A 14,128-nucleotide genomic window follows, 5' to 3' on the forward strand; every position below is an offset into this window, starting at 1 on the left:
AGCAACCAGGGCCGGCCGTAAGGTCGGCCCTGGCGTCTCGGAGTATCCATCCATGTCTCTTTTCAGATCGTTGGTGCTGGTTCTGTTTGCCGTTCCGGCACCGCTTTTGGCCCAGGATATCGAGCCGCAGCCGGCCGAACAGGTGCCGCTGGCCGATGAGTCGCTGATTCTCGACATTACCCGCGCGGGCGAGCGTTATGTCGCCGTTGGTGAGCGCGGCCATGTGCTGATTTCCCGGGACGGTATCGAATGGGAACAGGCCGAGCAGGTGCCGGTTCAGGCTGCGCTGACGCGCGTCGACTTCGCTGGCGGTCGCTTGTGGGCTGTTGGTCATGACACGACCATCATCCACAGCAGCGACCTCGGGCGGACCTGGAACCTGCAGCATTTCGAACCCGCCTGGGAGCGGCCGCTGCTTGACGTGCATTTCTTCAATTCCAGCGAAGGCCTGGCGGTGGGTGCATACGGTCTGATCATGAAAACCGGCGATGGCGGGCAGAGTTGGGAGTCGATGGACATGGTCGATGTCATGACCTCCGAGGCCATCGACTGGAGTGATGCGGCAGCGGCAGCCTACGAGCTCGCCGACACGCCGGAAGACGAGACGGACCCGAGCGACGAGTTCTACGACGCCTCGCAGGATTTCGATCGCGGCTGTTACGAATTCATCGAGTGTCACCTCAATGCCATTCTGGTGAACGACGACGGACGTATCATGCTGGCCGGCGAGCGTGGCTACGGCTTTCGTAGCAGCGACCGCGGCGAAAGCTGGGAGAGTTTCCGTTTTCCGTACCCGGGATCGATGTTCGGGTTGCTGCCGGTACGGGACAGCGTACTGGCCTTCGGGCTGCGAGGAAACGTTCAGCTCAGCAGCGACTTTGGTGATAGCTGGGAGGTGCTGGATAGCGGAGTCGATTCAACCCTGCTCGGTGGCGCGCTCGATCCGGATGGCAAACCCGTCATGGTGGGCTCGGGCGCAACGATTCTGACTTTTCACCCGCCGACAGGTGACTTTCGCGTCAGCGAGGATCGCCTTGGCAGCGACTATGCAGCCGTCCTGTTCACTGTGGACGGCGGCATGATTCTGGCCGGAGAAGAAGGGCTCAAGCATGAGTGAATCCAGAACAGTGCCCCGCCGGATTGCTGATTTCGTCTTCAGCGTTCGCCCGCTCATTCTCCTGCTGTTCCTGCTGGGTACGGCGGCGATGGTGTATTACTCGATGCAGCTTCGTGTCGACGCCGGATTCAAAAAGCAGCTGCCGCTCGAACACGAGTACATGCAGACCTTCCTCGATTACGAGCGTGAATTCGGCGGCGCCAACCGCATCATGGTCGCGCTCATGGCCGAAGACGGTGAGATGTTCGACGCCGACTTCTTCGGGGCGTTCGAACAGGTCAGTAACCGTGTGTTCTTCGTGCCGGGCGTCGACCGCGCGAGTGTCCGGTCCATCTTTACGCCCAACGTACGTTTCGTTGAGGTGGTGGAAGACGGGTTTGCTGGTGGCAACGTCATTCCGGCTGACTTCTCGCCCTCGCCGGAAATGTTCGAAACAGTCCGATCGAACATCATCAAGTCCGGTGAAGTCGGGCGCCTGGTGGCCGAGGACTTTTCAGGCGCCATGGTCTGGGCCAACCTGCTCGAGGAAGATCCTTCGACCGGCGAGACGCTCGATTACCAGGACGTCGCCGAGCGGCTTGAAGCCATTCGCGGCGAGTTCGAGAACGAGAATCACAGCGTCCACATCATCGGGTTTGCCAAGATCGTAGGTGACGTTGCCGATGGTGCCCGCGGCGTGGTCATGTATTTCGGTGTCGCCTTTCTGATCACGGCCATCCTGCTGTTCCTCTATTCCCACTCTGTCTGGCTGACGATCCTGCCGCTCGTCTGTTCGGTCACGGCCGTGGTCTGGCAGCTTGGTCTGCTCAGCCTGCTGGGCTTCGGCATCGATCCGATGAATATCCTGACGCCGTTCCTGGTCTTTGCCATCGGTGTCAGTCACGGCGTGCAGATGATCAGCGGCTGGAACGCCGAGAAGCTCTTTGGCGGGCATTCGCCCATCGGGCTGGTTCAGGAAGGCATTCCCCTTGAAGAGGTCAAGCCGGTTTCCAGCCTGGAAGCGTCAAAGGCCGTTTTCTCGCGCCTTCTCGCGCCGGGCGCTATCGCCCTGCTCAGCGATACCATTGGCTTCTTGACCATCCTGCTGATCAATATCCAGATCATCCAGGAACTGGCGATTACCGCCAGTATCGGTGTTGCGGTCATCATCTTCACCAATCTGCTGCTGCTGCCGGTCTTGCTGTCCTACATCAAGCTCAGAAACGAGGACAAGAAGCGTCGGAAGCAGTACGAACATAGCCAGAAGCCGAGCATGATCTGGGATTTCATGGCGCGCTTCACCCGTCGGGGCGTTGCCGTCTCGGCAGTGTTGGTGGGCGTGTTGGTGTTTGCGCTGGCCTGGGTCAAGGCGCAAGACATGAAGATTGGCGATTCCGAACCCGGTGTGCCCGAGTTGCGTGAAGATGCCCGCTACAACCAGGACGCCCGGCTGATCGCCGATCGCTTCTCGCTCGGCACCGACGTGATCAGCATCATCGCCCAGACCGAGTCCGGCGCCTGTGCCGGCTCATTCGAGGTCATGAACGCAATCGACGACTTTGCCTGGCATATGCGCAATGTCGAGGGTGTGCAACAGGTCATTGCGCTGCCGATGGTCGCCAAGATCGTCAATGCCGGTTGGAACGAAGGCAATCTGCGCTGGCAGGTATTGCCGCGCAATCCCTCGACCCTGGCCCTGACCACGCAGGGTATCGAGACCTCCTCCGGTCTGCTGAACCGGGATTGCAGCGCCATGCCGGTGATGGTGTTTACCGAGGACCACCGTGCCGAGACCATTGATCGAGTGGTCGGCCGGGCGCACGAACTCCAGGATGAGATCACGGTCGAGGAACTCGATTATGAGGTTGTCGGCGAGCCGGCGCATGGCCACTGGTCCGAGGATGGCGATCATCCGCCGCTGGTCTTCCGCCTGGCGACCGGTAACGTCGGTGTGATGGCTGCCACCAACCAGGAAGTGGCCAAGGCACAGACGCCGATGCTGATCTATGTCTATGCCGCCATCGTGGTGCTGTGTCTGATTACCTTCCGTACCGTGCTCGGCACCCTGTGCATCGTGCTGCCGTTGGTGCTGGTCAGCTATCTGGCCTATTCGCTGATGGCTTTCATGGGCATCGGCCTCAAGGTCAACACCCTGCCCGTGGTGGCGCTTGGCGTCGGTATCGGTGTCGACTACGGTATCTACATCTTCAGCCGGATGAAGGGTTTCCTGGATGCCGGGGTCGGCCTGGACGATGCCTACTACCGCACGCTTCGGCTGACCGGCCGGGCGGTGTTCTACACTGCCGTGACTCTGGCGGTTGGCGTGGGAACCTGGCTGTTCTCCGACCTCCAGTTCCAGGCCGATATGGGTATTCTCCTTGGCTTCATGTTCATCTTCAACATGATCGGCGCCGTGTTGCTTCTGCCGGCCCTGGCGCGCGTGTTGCTGGCCTGGCGCGAGGGCCGCAAGGCGGCCTGATGGTTTTAAGTTGTCGGTTGTAAGTTGTAAGTCCAGTCGGATGGCGTTGTGCCTTTATCGAAGGGACTTGCAACTTGCAACTGAGAACTGACAACCAGGTCTCGTACCAATGACCGAAGCAGCATCCGTCGTCGTTCTGTCCTCCGGCGGCAAGGACAGCATGTTCATGCTCGACACGCTCATGCACGACCCGGCCTGGCGGGTCGAAGCGCTGGTGACGACCGTCAACGAGACCAATCGCCGCGTGGCCATGCACGGCACTTCCGAGGCGTTGCTGCGCAGCCAGGCCGAGTCGCTTGGCCTGCCGCTGACGGTAATCGGCTTGCCGGAGACTTGTGACAACGCCGAATATGAACGACGCCTGGCGGCGGGGCTGGAGCCATTTCGCCAGGCCGGCATCGACCGAGTTGCCTGCGGCGATCTCTTTCTGACTGATATCCGACGCTGGCGGGAGCGCAGTTTCGAAAGCATGGGCTGGCAATCCATCTTCCCGATCTGGGGCACGCCTACACAAGACCTGGCGCGGCGGCTCGTCGAGGCGCCGTGGCGGATCATGATCACCTGCATCGACACGCATCGCCTGCCCGAGTCGCTACTTGGGCAGAGCATCGATGAGAACTTCCTCAAGGCATTGCCGGACGGGGTTGATCCCTGTGGCGAGAACGGAGAGTTTCACAGTTTCGTTTGTGATGGTCCGGGATTCGCCCAGCCGATCGACGTGGTGCCGGGCGAACGCGTCCTCGTGCACGAACGCTACCTGATGATCGATCTGAAACCGGCCTGAGCCGCCAGAGGTTCCCTAGGTTCCGGCGTCCACATCCCGGACCAGATCGCAGACGTACTCGATGCCTTCCAGGATGCGGGGGGTGGGGCGCACCAGGCGCTCGGGGTCGACCGCTTCCAGCCGGGTATGACCCTGTTCGACCATGCCAGTATCGCGCCAGATGGCAAGCGGATCGTTGCTGCCTTCATTGATGCCGGCAATGATCAGTTCCGGTGTCCGGGCAAGCACGGCTTCACGGTCGATGGCGGCCGCCTCGACATCGAGGTCGGCAAAAACATTGCGGGCGCCGCATGCTTCGAACACTTGCGTGATCACGTGCCGCCCACCCAGGGTGAACAGCGGATGTGCAGAAACCTGGTAAAAGATCGAAATGCCTTCCTGCTCGTCGTTCTGCTGGCGCAGCGCGGCTAACTGCTGTTCGTACTTCCTGGCCGCCTCACGAGCGGTCTCCAGGCTTCCCAATCTCGACCCGATCCGTTCGAGGGCCGATGCGATCTCGGCGAGACTGCGCGTTTCAATCCACAACACGTCGATACCCAAGTCTTCAAGCTGGCGCACCACGCCAGCCGGCGTACCGCCACGCCACGCCAGGGCCAGGTCGGCATCCAGCCCCAGAATGGTCTCCATGTCAAACCGGTAGGCATCACCGATGCGCGGCAACTCCCGCGCCGCTTCCGGCCAGTCGCTATAGGCCACGACTCCGACCAGCGATTCACCCGCACCCGCAGCAAACGCCAGCTCCGTCAGATGCGGCGCCAGGCTGACGACTCGTAGTCGTTCCTCTGCGACCGACTGCACAGAACATGCCAGCAGCACCAATGCTGACATTGCCCGCGTAGCCCACGGGAGCCACGAGTCCCGAGTCCCGAGTCCCGAGTCCCGCCCTCTAAATCTGATACGCATACGCCAGCGTTACCGTCAGCACAACCCACAACAGCAACATCAGCGGCAGCCCCACACGCACGAAGTCGTTGAACTTGTAGCCGCCGGCATTCATCACCAGCAGGTTGGTCTGGTAGGCCATGGGCGTGGCAAAGCTCAGGTTGGAGCCGAACAGCACGGCCAGCACGAAGGGTTCGGCCGGCAGCATCAATTGCTGAGCCAGGCTGATGGCAATCGGCGTGCCGATCACCGCGGCGGCATTGTTCGAGACCACGTTGGTCAATGCCGCCATGGCCAGCATCAGCAGACCGAGGATGGCCCAGGATGGAATGCCGAAGCTGGCCACCAGGAAGGCCTGCGCCAGCCAGTCGGCACCGCCGGTGCGCATCAAGGCCGCCCCCAGGGCGAGCGAGGCAACGATGATCATCACGACCTGGATGGACAGGGCCTGCATCGCCTCCTTCCAATTGAGGCAGCGCGTCAGGATCATTGCCAGCACGCCGGCGACGGCGCTGATGGCGATCGGCAGAATACTGAAAGCGGCGATCAGGACGACCAGCACCATGATGCCCAGTGCGACGGGCGCCTTGGAGGTCTTGGGCAGGTTGACCGAACCGTCGAGCACCAGCAGGTCGCCGCCGTCCTTGAGCTGGCCCAGACGGGGGCCGGACGACTGCACCAGCAGCACGTCGCCGGAGCGCAGCACGGTGTTGTCCAGGCCAGTGCTGCGGGTCTGGTCCTCACGGTTGAAGCGGTGCAGGGCCAGCAGTCGAAGCCCGTAGCGCGACAGCAGCCGGGCCTCGCTGATGCGTGAGCCGAGCAGCCGTGACTGGGGCGTGACTGCAACTTCCGCAATCTTCTGGTCGCCCGGGCCGAGGGGGTGGGCATCGTCGACCTCGACATCGCCGGAGAACAGGCGGCCGCCGAGCAGGTGGGCGAACTCGCGCAGGTTGTCCTGCGTGTCGGTGGTTGTAATGCGGTCGCCGGCCTTGAGCACCACATCCGGCAGGGGCGTGACGAATACGCCCGGACCACGCTGAATTTTTTCGACCTTGAGATTGCCGTTGCAGCGTTCGATCGCTTCGGCCAGCGTCATGCCCACTACGCCGCTGGACTTGCCCAGGCGGATCTGCGCGGTGTAGAGGCGTTTGACGCTGGATTGCATGGGCACCTGCCGGATCGGAATCAGGCGCGGTGCCACCAGCCACAGATAGAGCGTGGCCACGGCGCCGGCGATGGCGGCCGGCACGAGGAAGTCGAACATGCGAAACGGGGCCACGCCCATGTCGGCGGCCACCGTGACCACCAGCAGGTTGGTCGAGGTGCCGATGGTCGTCGCCATGCCGCCAACGATGCTGATCAGGCCCACCGGCAGGAGCATGCTCGAAGGCGAGTGACCGGTACGCAACGCCACGCCAATGAGAATCGGCAGCAGCATGACCACGATCGGGGTGTTATTGATGAAGGCGCTCAGCACCGCGCAGACCAGCAGGGTGGCCAGCATGGACAGGGCCGGGGCCTTGCGCCAGGAAATGGACAGCATGCGGCCCACGGGTTCGAGCGCACCGGATCGGATCAGCCCGTGGCCGAGGATCATCAGCGAACACACGGCAATCAGGGCCTGGTGGCCGAATCCGGCATAGAAGTCGGTCGGGCTCAGTTCCCGCCCGTCCGGACCGACGTAGGGAAAGACCTGGAAGGCCACGGTCAGGATCGCCAGCACGACCAGTGAACTGGTCTCCAGCGGAATCCGGTCGCGCGAAAACAGCACCAGTGCCAGAAACACCAGTAGCAGCACGCCCAGGGCATGGTAATTCGGCAGGGCCAGAGTCATAGGTCGCCGATTTTACGCGGAAATGCGCCCTGGCACCTCAAGCCGGAGGCGAAGCCAATTCGGCTTCCAGTGCCACCAGATCGTGAATGGGTGCCAGGCACTCGCGCCCACGGCAGATAATGGCAGTCGGCCGGGTTGCCGCCTGCAGGGGCGCCAGTAGATCCGGCAGTTCTTCGACGGGCGATGCCTCGGGAATGCGAAACACGTTCAGTTCGGGCCGGTTCAGCAGGCGGGCGTGCCAGCCGCCGACCGGGTCTTCCGGCCCGGCCAGCAGGACCTGCGGCACCGGAACTTCCAGTTGCCGCCAGGCACGAACCAGGGTGGCGTGGGCGCTGGCCGAGCGGCGGATTTCGCCCCCGGCGGCGCTCACGGCATTGAAAGCGGCATCGAGCAGCTTGGCGTCCCCGGTCAGGTGTCCCAGGGCGATGAGTCCCAGCGCCGCGTGGCCGGCACCGCCCGGCGTGGCATCGTCGGCATGCGCCAGCGGGCGGGTGAGCAGCGGTTCGTGCTCGCTCGGGGTGAGATACAGGCCGCCGCCGACCGGGTCGGCGAACTGTTCGACGATCCGCCGCCCGACGCGGCGGGCCAGGTTGAACCAGCGCGGTTCAAAGCGCCACTGCAGCAGTTGCAGGCAGGCTGACAGTACCGCGGCATGATCGTCGAGCAGAGCGTTGGCAGTGCTCCGGCCCTCGCGCCAGACCGCGCGCGGCGGATCCTGCCCGAACAGGCGCACGGCCAGGGCATCCAGGGTCTCGCCGGCGCGTTCGAGCCAGTCCTCGCGCTCCAGTAACCGTCCCGCGCGGGCCAGGTTCTCGGCCAGCATTCCGTTCCAGGCGCCGAGCAGTTTGTCGTCGCGGCCCGGTGCGGATCGTTGCCGGCGCTCGTCCAGCAGCTTTTGCCGGGCCGATTCCAGCAGTCGGTCGACCTGATCGGCCGGGCGCTCTGGCCGGACCAGTTCTCCCATCGAGCGCGCCACTACCAGGTGCCAGTGGCGGCGCTCGAAATTGGGCGGGCCATCGAGCCCGAAGCGCTCGGCGAACAGCTCGCGCTCGTCCGGCGCCAGGACCGCCTCGACCTGCCTGCGCTGCCAGACGTAATAAGCGCCTTCGCCGTCTTCATTGTCGGCGTCGAGACTGGCGGCGAAGCCGCCGCCGTCGAGTGTCATTTCGGCATCAAGCCAGTCGACCAGGCGCTCGCAGACGATTCGGAAATCGCTGCGGTCCCAGCGCTCGGCCGCCCGCGCATACAGCCCGAGCAGCAGGGCGTTGTCGGAGAGCATCTTCTCGAAGTGGGGGACTTCCCAGGCGGCATCGACGCAGTAGCGGAAGAAACCTCCGGCCAGGTGGTCGTGCAGGCCATGGCGGGCCATGACCGTGAGCGAATCGCCCACCATCTGGCCCGCCTGCTCGTCGTCTTCGGCGTCCATCAGGGCAGCCAGCAGAGGCGCCTGGGGAAACTTCGGGCCGCTGCCAAAGCCGCCGTTGTCCGCGTCGAAGCGGGCGGCTGCCTCGGCCGTCAGTGCCTCGGTTGCCGCCTCGAAGGAGCCGGGTCCATCACTCCCCTGGGGTGACGAGATGGCCTGCAGGGCTTCCTGTACCTGCAAGTGCTGGGCACGCAGTTCTTCGCGACGCGTGGTCCAGACCTGGTGAATGCGCTCGAGCAGGTCGCCGAATGCAATCATGCCGTGACGCGGCTCGGGTGGAAAATAGGTACCGGCAAAGAACGGCGCCTGACTGGCCGGGTCGAGAAAGACGGTCAGCGGCCAGCCGCCGCCGCGCCCGGTCAGGAGTTGGTGGGCGAGCTGGTAGATGCGATCCAGGTCCGGGCGCTCCTCGCGATCAACCTTGATATTGACGAAGTACGCGTTCATGCGCTCGGCGATCGCATCGTTCTCGAAGCTTTCGTGCGCCATCACGTGACACCAGTGGCAGGCGCTGTAGCCGATCGACAGCAGAATCGGACGATCCAGCGTGCGCGCCATCGCCAGGGCCTCGCGATCCCACGGCTGCCAGGCCACCGGATTGTCCGCGTGCTGGAGCAGATAGGGGCTGAGGGCGTCGCCCAGGCGGTTTTCGGTCGGGGTGTCGGTCATGGCTTCATGGTAAGGGATGGGAACGAGGGTCAAGTGTGAAGTGTTCAGCGTGCAGTGTGAAGACGCGGACGCCCGGCGGGGTTGATCTGCGATAATCGGTGACCATGAACCAGTCGGATTTCTACTTTCACCGCATCGATCCGGTGGCGATCGATATCGGCGGCTTCGCCATTTACTGGTACAGCGTCATGTACCTGGTGGCCTTTGGCGCCTTCTGGTTGCTGGGCCGAATTCGCGCCCAGCGCGAGGATACTCCGCTCGAGCCGCCCCAGGTTGGCGACTTGCTGTTCTGGGGCGTGATCGGGGTGATCGTCGGGGGGCGGCTCGGGTACGTCCTGTTCTACGGCTTCGATCAGCTGATGGGCGATCCGCTGTTCCTGTTCCGGATCCGCGACGGCGGCATGAGCTTCCATGGCGGTCTGATCGGTGTGTTGGTCGCCCTCTGGGCATACGGCCGTCATCTCGGCTGCGGTTTTCTCAGGCTGTGCGATTTTGGCGCGCCGCTGGTGCCGTTGGGCCTGGCAGCCGGTCGGGTGGGCAATTTCATCGGCGGTGAGCTGTGGGGCCGCAAGACCGATGTGCCGTGGGCGATGATCTTTCCTGATTCCATCCCGGGCGGTGAGCGCACATCCGAGGCGCTTTACCAGCAGTATCTGACGGGTGCGCTGGACGAATTCGCGCGGCATCCCTCGCAGTTCTACCAGGCCGCACTCGAAGGCCTGGCCCTGTTTATCGTGCTGTGGCTGTATTCGGCCCGGCCGCGTCCGACCGGTGCGGTGGGCGGGGCCTTCCTGGTCGGTTATGGCCTGTTTCGTTTCATCGCCGAGTTTTTCCGCGAGCCCGACGCGCATCTCGGTTTCGTGGCGCTCGACTGGATGACCATGGGACAGATTCTCTCGCTGCCGATGTTCATCATCGGTATCGTCCTCATGACCTGGGCCTACCGGAGCCGGACATGAAGAATTATCTCGATTTTCTGCGCCACGTTCGCGAAAACGGCACCCGCAAGGATGATCGCACCGGCACCGGCACACTCAGCGTGTTCGGCCACCAGCTTCGATTCGATCTGTCCGAATCCTTTCCATTGGTGACCACCAAGAAGCTGCACCTGAAGTCGATCATCCACGAACTGCTGTGGTTTTTGCGCGGCGATACCAACATCGGCTACCTCAATGAGCACGGCGTGAGCATCTGGAACGAGTGGGCCGACGAGCGGGGCAGCCTCGGCCCCGTCTACGGCGTTCAGTGGCGCGCCTGGCCGACGCCGGACGGTCGCCAGATAGACCAGCTGACTGAGGTCATCGATCAGATCCGGCGCCGCCCGGATTCGCGCCGGCATGTCGTGTCGGCCTGGAATCCGGTCGACCTGCCCGACGAGTCGATGTCGCCACAGGACAATGCTCGCGCCGGCCGCATGGCGCTGGCGCCGTGCCACTGCCTGTTCCAGTTTTACGTTGCCGACGGCCGACTCAGTTGCCAGCTCTACCAGCGCTCGGCCGACTGCTTTCTGGGGGTGCCCTTCAACATCGCCAGTTACGCCCTGTTGACGCTGATGGTCGCCCAGGTGACCGACCTGCAGCCGGGCGAGTTCATCCACACTTTCGGCGATGCGCACATCTATCTCAATCATCTCGAGCAGGTCGACGAGCAACTCTCGCGCAAGCCGCTGGAGCCGCCACAAATGCAACTCAACCCGGCCCGCCGCAGCCTCGAAGACTTCGGCTATGAAGATTTCGAGCTCAGGGGTTATCGGTCGCACCCGGGTATCCGGGCGCCGATCGCGGTTTGATTGGCGCGCGCCGCTTGAGATGAGACTCAAGAGCAGCCATCGGAAGGGCTCGAGATGACCCGGGTCGTGCTTGTGGCCGCGATGGCGCGCAATCGTGTCATCGGTCATGAAGGCGGCATGCCCTGGCATCTGCCGGCCGACCTTAAGCACTTCAAGGCGCTGACGCTGGGTCACCCGGTGATCATGGGCCGGCGAACCTTCGAGTCGATCGGCAGGCCATTGCCGGAGCGCAGCAACATCGTCATCAGCCGCGGTCATCCGGATTTGCCTGAAGGCGTGGCATTGGCGGGCAGTTTCGAGGAGGCGCTGCAACAGGTCGCGAGCGAGACCGCCATGGTCATCGGCGGCGGCGAGATTTACCAGCAGGCGCTGCCGCATGCTGATTGCCTCGAGTTGACCTTGATTGATGCGGTCATCAGCGGTGATACGCGTTTCCCCGAGTGGCGCTCGGCCGAATGGCGACTGACCGCCATGACGTCGCGTCCGCCCGACGAACGCAATACCCACGGCCTGGTGTTCTGCAGTTTCGAGCGACGGAACTGAGCCACGCCCGCACAGTCTGGCGTGCGAAAATGTACGCGGAGGATGTGAATCCCGCGCCATGAACACGAAGCCTGCTTCCACAGACAATGACAACAACCACTGGCCGGCCAAGCGGCGGGTTACCGTGGTCGGTGCGTTGTGGAATTTGCTGCTGTCCGTGGGCAAGATTGCTGCGGGAATCGTCGGCCAGTCGCAGGCCCTGGTCGTCGACGGCGTGCATTCTTTCTCGGACCTGATCAGCGATGCCGTGGTGCTGATCGCCGCGCGCTGGAGTTCGATCGACCCCGACCATAATCATCCTTACGGTCACGGCCGCATAGAGACACTGGCCACGGCTGTGGTCGGCCTGTTGCTGGTGGGGGTGGCGCTGGCCTTCGTCTGGGACGCGATCACGCGCCTGCTCAACCCCGAACGGCTGCTGCGGCCGGGCTGGCTGGCGCTCGCAGCGGCAGTGGCCTCGGTGGTCATCAAGGAAGGGTTGTACCACTACACCCGCGCGGTCGCGCTCAGGACCAATTCCAGACTGATTGCTGCCAACGCCTGGCACCATCGTTCAGATGCGTTCTCATCGCTGGTCGTGATCGTCGGCATTGTCGGCGTGATCTCGGGCCTGGCCTGGTTCGACGCTCTGGCCGCCATCGTGGTTGCCGGAATGGTCGGCTGGATGGGTGGCCAGTTCGTGCTGCAGGCGATGGCCGAACTGGTCGATACCGGAGTGCCGGTGCGCGAACAGAAGGAACTCGGCGGCATCATCCAGTCGGTCGACGGTGTCCGCAGCTACCGCAACCTGCGCACCCGCCGCATGGCCGGCCGCATCGTCATGGACGTGTGCGTGCTGCTCGATCCGCAGATACCGCTGGCCGAAGCCGACCGTGTTGCTGCCAGCGTACGCCGTCGCTTGCTCGACGAATCCACCGAGGTGACCGACGTGGTCGTCAGTATTGCCCCGCACTGTGACTCGGGTACGAGCGCTCGGTCATGAGTCGCGATATCTTTATCGGCGATCTGCAGGGTTGCTGCGAGCCACTCGCGCGGCTGCTGGAGAACCTGAATTTCGATTCCAGCCGCGATCGCCTGCGCCTGGCCGGCGACCTGGTCAATCGTGGCGGTCAGTCCCTGGCCGCGCTCCGCCTGGTGTATTCCCTGCGCGAAGCGGTGACCTGCGTACTCGGCAACCACGATCTTCACCTGCTGGCCTACGCTTTCGGGAATCGACGCAAGGCCAACGCCGAGTTCGAAGCCATTCTGGCGGCCGAAGACGCCCAGGTGATGCTTGACTGGCTGCGCGCCTGCCCGCTGCTGTGGCTTGATGAATCGCGCCGACTCGGGCTGGTACATGCCGGGGTTGATCCGCGCTGGGCCCCCGACCGTGCGCGCGCCGTGGCCGGGGAAATCGAGCAGGCTCTGCAGCGCGAACCGCACGAGTTCTTCGAGCACATGTACGGCGATGAGCCCGATCGCTGGCAACCCGACCTGCCGCGTCGGGAGCGTTTACGCACAATTACCAACGTGTTCACCCGGATGCGTTTTTGCCGGGCCGACGGCGCACTGGACCTGGCCACCAAGGGAGGACCTGACAATGCGCCGTTTGGCTTTGCACCCTGGTACGATCATTTGCATCCCGACTGGAAAGGCTGGCACTTGGTGTTCGGTCACTGGTCGCAATTGGGCCTGTTCGACAACGAGCGGGTGACCTGTCTGGACAGCGGCTGCGTGTGGGGCGGGAAGCTGACGGCACTGGTGTTCGAAAATGGCGAGCGACGATTCGAAGTCGTCGACTGTTCAGAGCTTCCTTAGCCTGATCGAAGCTGTTCGACCACTGCATCGGTCGCGGGTGTCTGCCCGGTCCAGATCTCGAAGGCCAGGGCCGCCTGGCCGACCAGCATGCCCAGGCCGTCGTGACAGGTCAGTCGGTGTTCGCGGCACCAGCGGGCGAAGTCCTGGTGGGCGGCGCCATAGTTGAGGTCGTAGGCGTCAACGTCATTGTCGAGCCAGTCGCGCCGGATGGCCGGCAACATGCCGGCATGGCCGGCGCTGGTGGACTGGATCAGGAGATCAAATTGGCTCCCCGGGTCGGATTCGAACCCGTCGCCGTGAATACAGCCGAGATGCGCGAACTTGTCGGCCAGGCGATGGGCCCGTTCGGCCGTACGGTTGATCAGGTGAACCCGTTCGGGCCGGCGTTCCAGCAGTGGCCCGAGTATGCCGGCGACCGCGCCGCCAGCGCCGACGATCAGCACCCGACGGCCGGCCGGGTCGATGCCGAGGCGGTCGAAGTCGCGTATCAGCCCTGCGCCGTCGGTATTGAAGCCGTGCCAGCCGTCGGTCTCGCGCTTGAGCGTGTTGACAGCGTGCGCCCGTCGGGCGGCGCGATCGACGCGCGTGCAGAGCTTGAGCCCGGCCGACTTCAGGGGCACGGTCAGATTGGCGCCGGTGCCGCCGCCGGTGCGAAACGCCTCGAGCCGATCGGGCAGTTCGTCGACGCCGGCCTCGATCGCGCTGAAGTCGACGTCGATACCAAGCTGCTCGCCAAAGAGCCGATGAATCCGCGGCGACAGACTGTGTGCCACCGGCTGTCCGAATACCGCCAGCTTGAATCTTGGAGTGCTCATCGAGCTTTGTGAAAAGA

At 63.7% G+C, this 14,128-nt stretch carries 12 protein-coding genes; 8 read left to right on the forward strand and 4 right to left on the reverse strand.

Annotated features, from left to right (window positions below; translation table 11 throughout):
• Positions 1-52 precede the first annotated feature (52 nt).
• From G4Y73_RS09610 to G4Y73_RS09620, 3 genes are all read left to right on the forward strand, one after another.
• Complete coding sequence (locus G4Y73_RS09610) at positions 53-1,117, forward strand: YCF48-related protein (protein ID WP_164231426.1); 1,065 nt, start codon at positions 53-55, stop codon at positions 1,115-1,117.
• Positions 1,110-3,575, forward strand: coding sequence for an MMPL family transporter (locus G4Y73_RS09615; RefSeq protein ID WP_164231427.1), 2,466 nt, complete (start codon positions 1,110-1,112; stop codon positions 3,573-3,575). Before G4Y73_RS09610 ends, G4Y73_RS09615 begins: the two co-directional genes overlap by 8 nt.
• Before the next feature lie 109 nt (positions 3,576-3,684).
• Positions 3,685-4,359 (forward strand): adenine nucleotide alpha hydrolase, encoded by a 675-nt coding sequence (locus G4Y73_RS09620; protein ID WP_164231428.1) that lies wholly within the window; start codon positions 3,685-3,687, stop codon positions 4,357-4,359.
• A gap of 15 nt (positions 4,360-4,374) precedes the next feature.
• On the opposite strand, the gene G4Y73_RS09625 is transcribed toward G4Y73_RS09620, so the two are convergent.
• The 3 genes from G4Y73_RS09625 to G4Y73_RS09635 are packed head-to-tail and all read right to left on the reverse strand — an operon-like array spanning position 4,375 to position 9,167.
• Complete coding sequence (locus tag G4Y73_RS09625; protein ID WP_164231429.1) at positions 4,375-5,187, reverse strand: cobalamin-binding protein; 813 nt, start codon at positions 5,185-5,187, stop codon at positions 4,375-4,377.
• Between the two features lie 58 nt (positions 5,188-5,245).
• On the reverse strand, positions 5,246-7,075 hold the full coding sequence (locus tag G4Y73_RS09630; RefSeq protein ID WP_164231430.1) for an SLC13 family permease: 1,830 nt from the start codon (positions 7,073-7,075) through the stop codon (positions 5,246-5,248).
• 37 nt (positions 7,076-7,112) lie between these two features.
• Complete coding sequence (locus G4Y73_RS09635) at positions 7,113-9,167, reverse strand: thioredoxin domain-containing protein (protein WP_164231431.1); 2,055 nt, start codon at positions 9,165-9,167, stop codon at positions 7,113-7,115.
• A gap of 104 nt (positions 9,168-9,271) precedes the next feature.
• On the opposite strand from G4Y73_RS09635, the gene lgt reads away from it, so the two are divergent.
• From lgt to G4Y73_RS09660, 5 genes are read left to right on the forward strand one after another with little or no spacing between them, the layout of a single operon-like run.
• Positions 9,272-10,126 (forward strand): prolipoprotein diacylglyceryl transferase, encoded by an 855-nt coding sequence (gene lgt, locus G4Y73_RS09640; RefSeq protein WP_164231432.1) that lies wholly within the window; start codon positions 9,272-9,274, stop codon positions 10,124-10,126.
• Positions 10,123-10,956 carry a thymidylate synthase gene (locus G4Y73_RS09645; protein WP_164231433.1) on the forward strand — a complete coding sequence of 278 codons (834 nt, stop codon included), beginning with the start codon at positions 10,123-10,125 and terminating at the stop codon, positions 10,954-10,956. The genes lgt and G4Y73_RS09645 overlap by 4 nt, the downstream gene beginning before the upstream one ends.
• A gap of 54 nt (positions 10,957-11,010) precedes the next feature.
• Positions 11,011-11,499 (forward strand): dihydrofolate reductase, encoded by a 489-nt coding sequence (locus tag G4Y73_RS09650; protein WP_164231434.1) that lies wholly within the window; start codon positions 11,011-11,013, stop codon positions 11,497-11,499.
• Between the two features lie 58 nt (positions 11,500-11,557).
• Complete coding sequence (locus tag G4Y73_RS09655; RefSeq protein ID WP_164231435.1) at positions 11,558-12,481, forward strand: cation diffusion facilitator family transporter; 924 nt, start codon at positions 11,558-11,560, stop codon at positions 12,479-12,481.
• Positions 12,478-13,296 (forward strand): symmetrical bis(5'-nucleosyl)-tetraphosphatase, encoded by an 819-nt coding sequence (locus tag G4Y73_RS09660; protein ID WP_164231436.1) that lies wholly within the window; start codon positions 12,478-12,480, stop codon positions 13,294-13,296. Before G4Y73_RS09655 ends, G4Y73_RS09660 begins: the two co-directional genes overlap by 4 nt.
• Here the strand turns inward: G4Y73_RS09660 and aroE are convergent.
• Positions 13,293-14,111 carry a shikimate dehydrogenase gene (gene aroE, locus G4Y73_RS09665; protein WP_164231437.1) on the reverse strand — a complete coding sequence of 273 codons (819 nt, stop codon included), beginning with the start codon at positions 14,109-14,111 and terminating at the stop codon, positions 13,293-13,295. The genes G4Y73_RS09660 and aroE overlap by 4 nt on opposite strands.
• Positions 14,112-14,128 lie beyond the last annotated feature (17 nt).

It is taken from the genome of Wenzhouxiangella sp. XN201 (assembly GCF_011008905.1).
Classification (GTDB): Bacteria; Pseudomonadota; Gammaproteobacteria; order Xanthomonadales; family Wenzhouxiangellaceae; genus Wenzhouxiangella.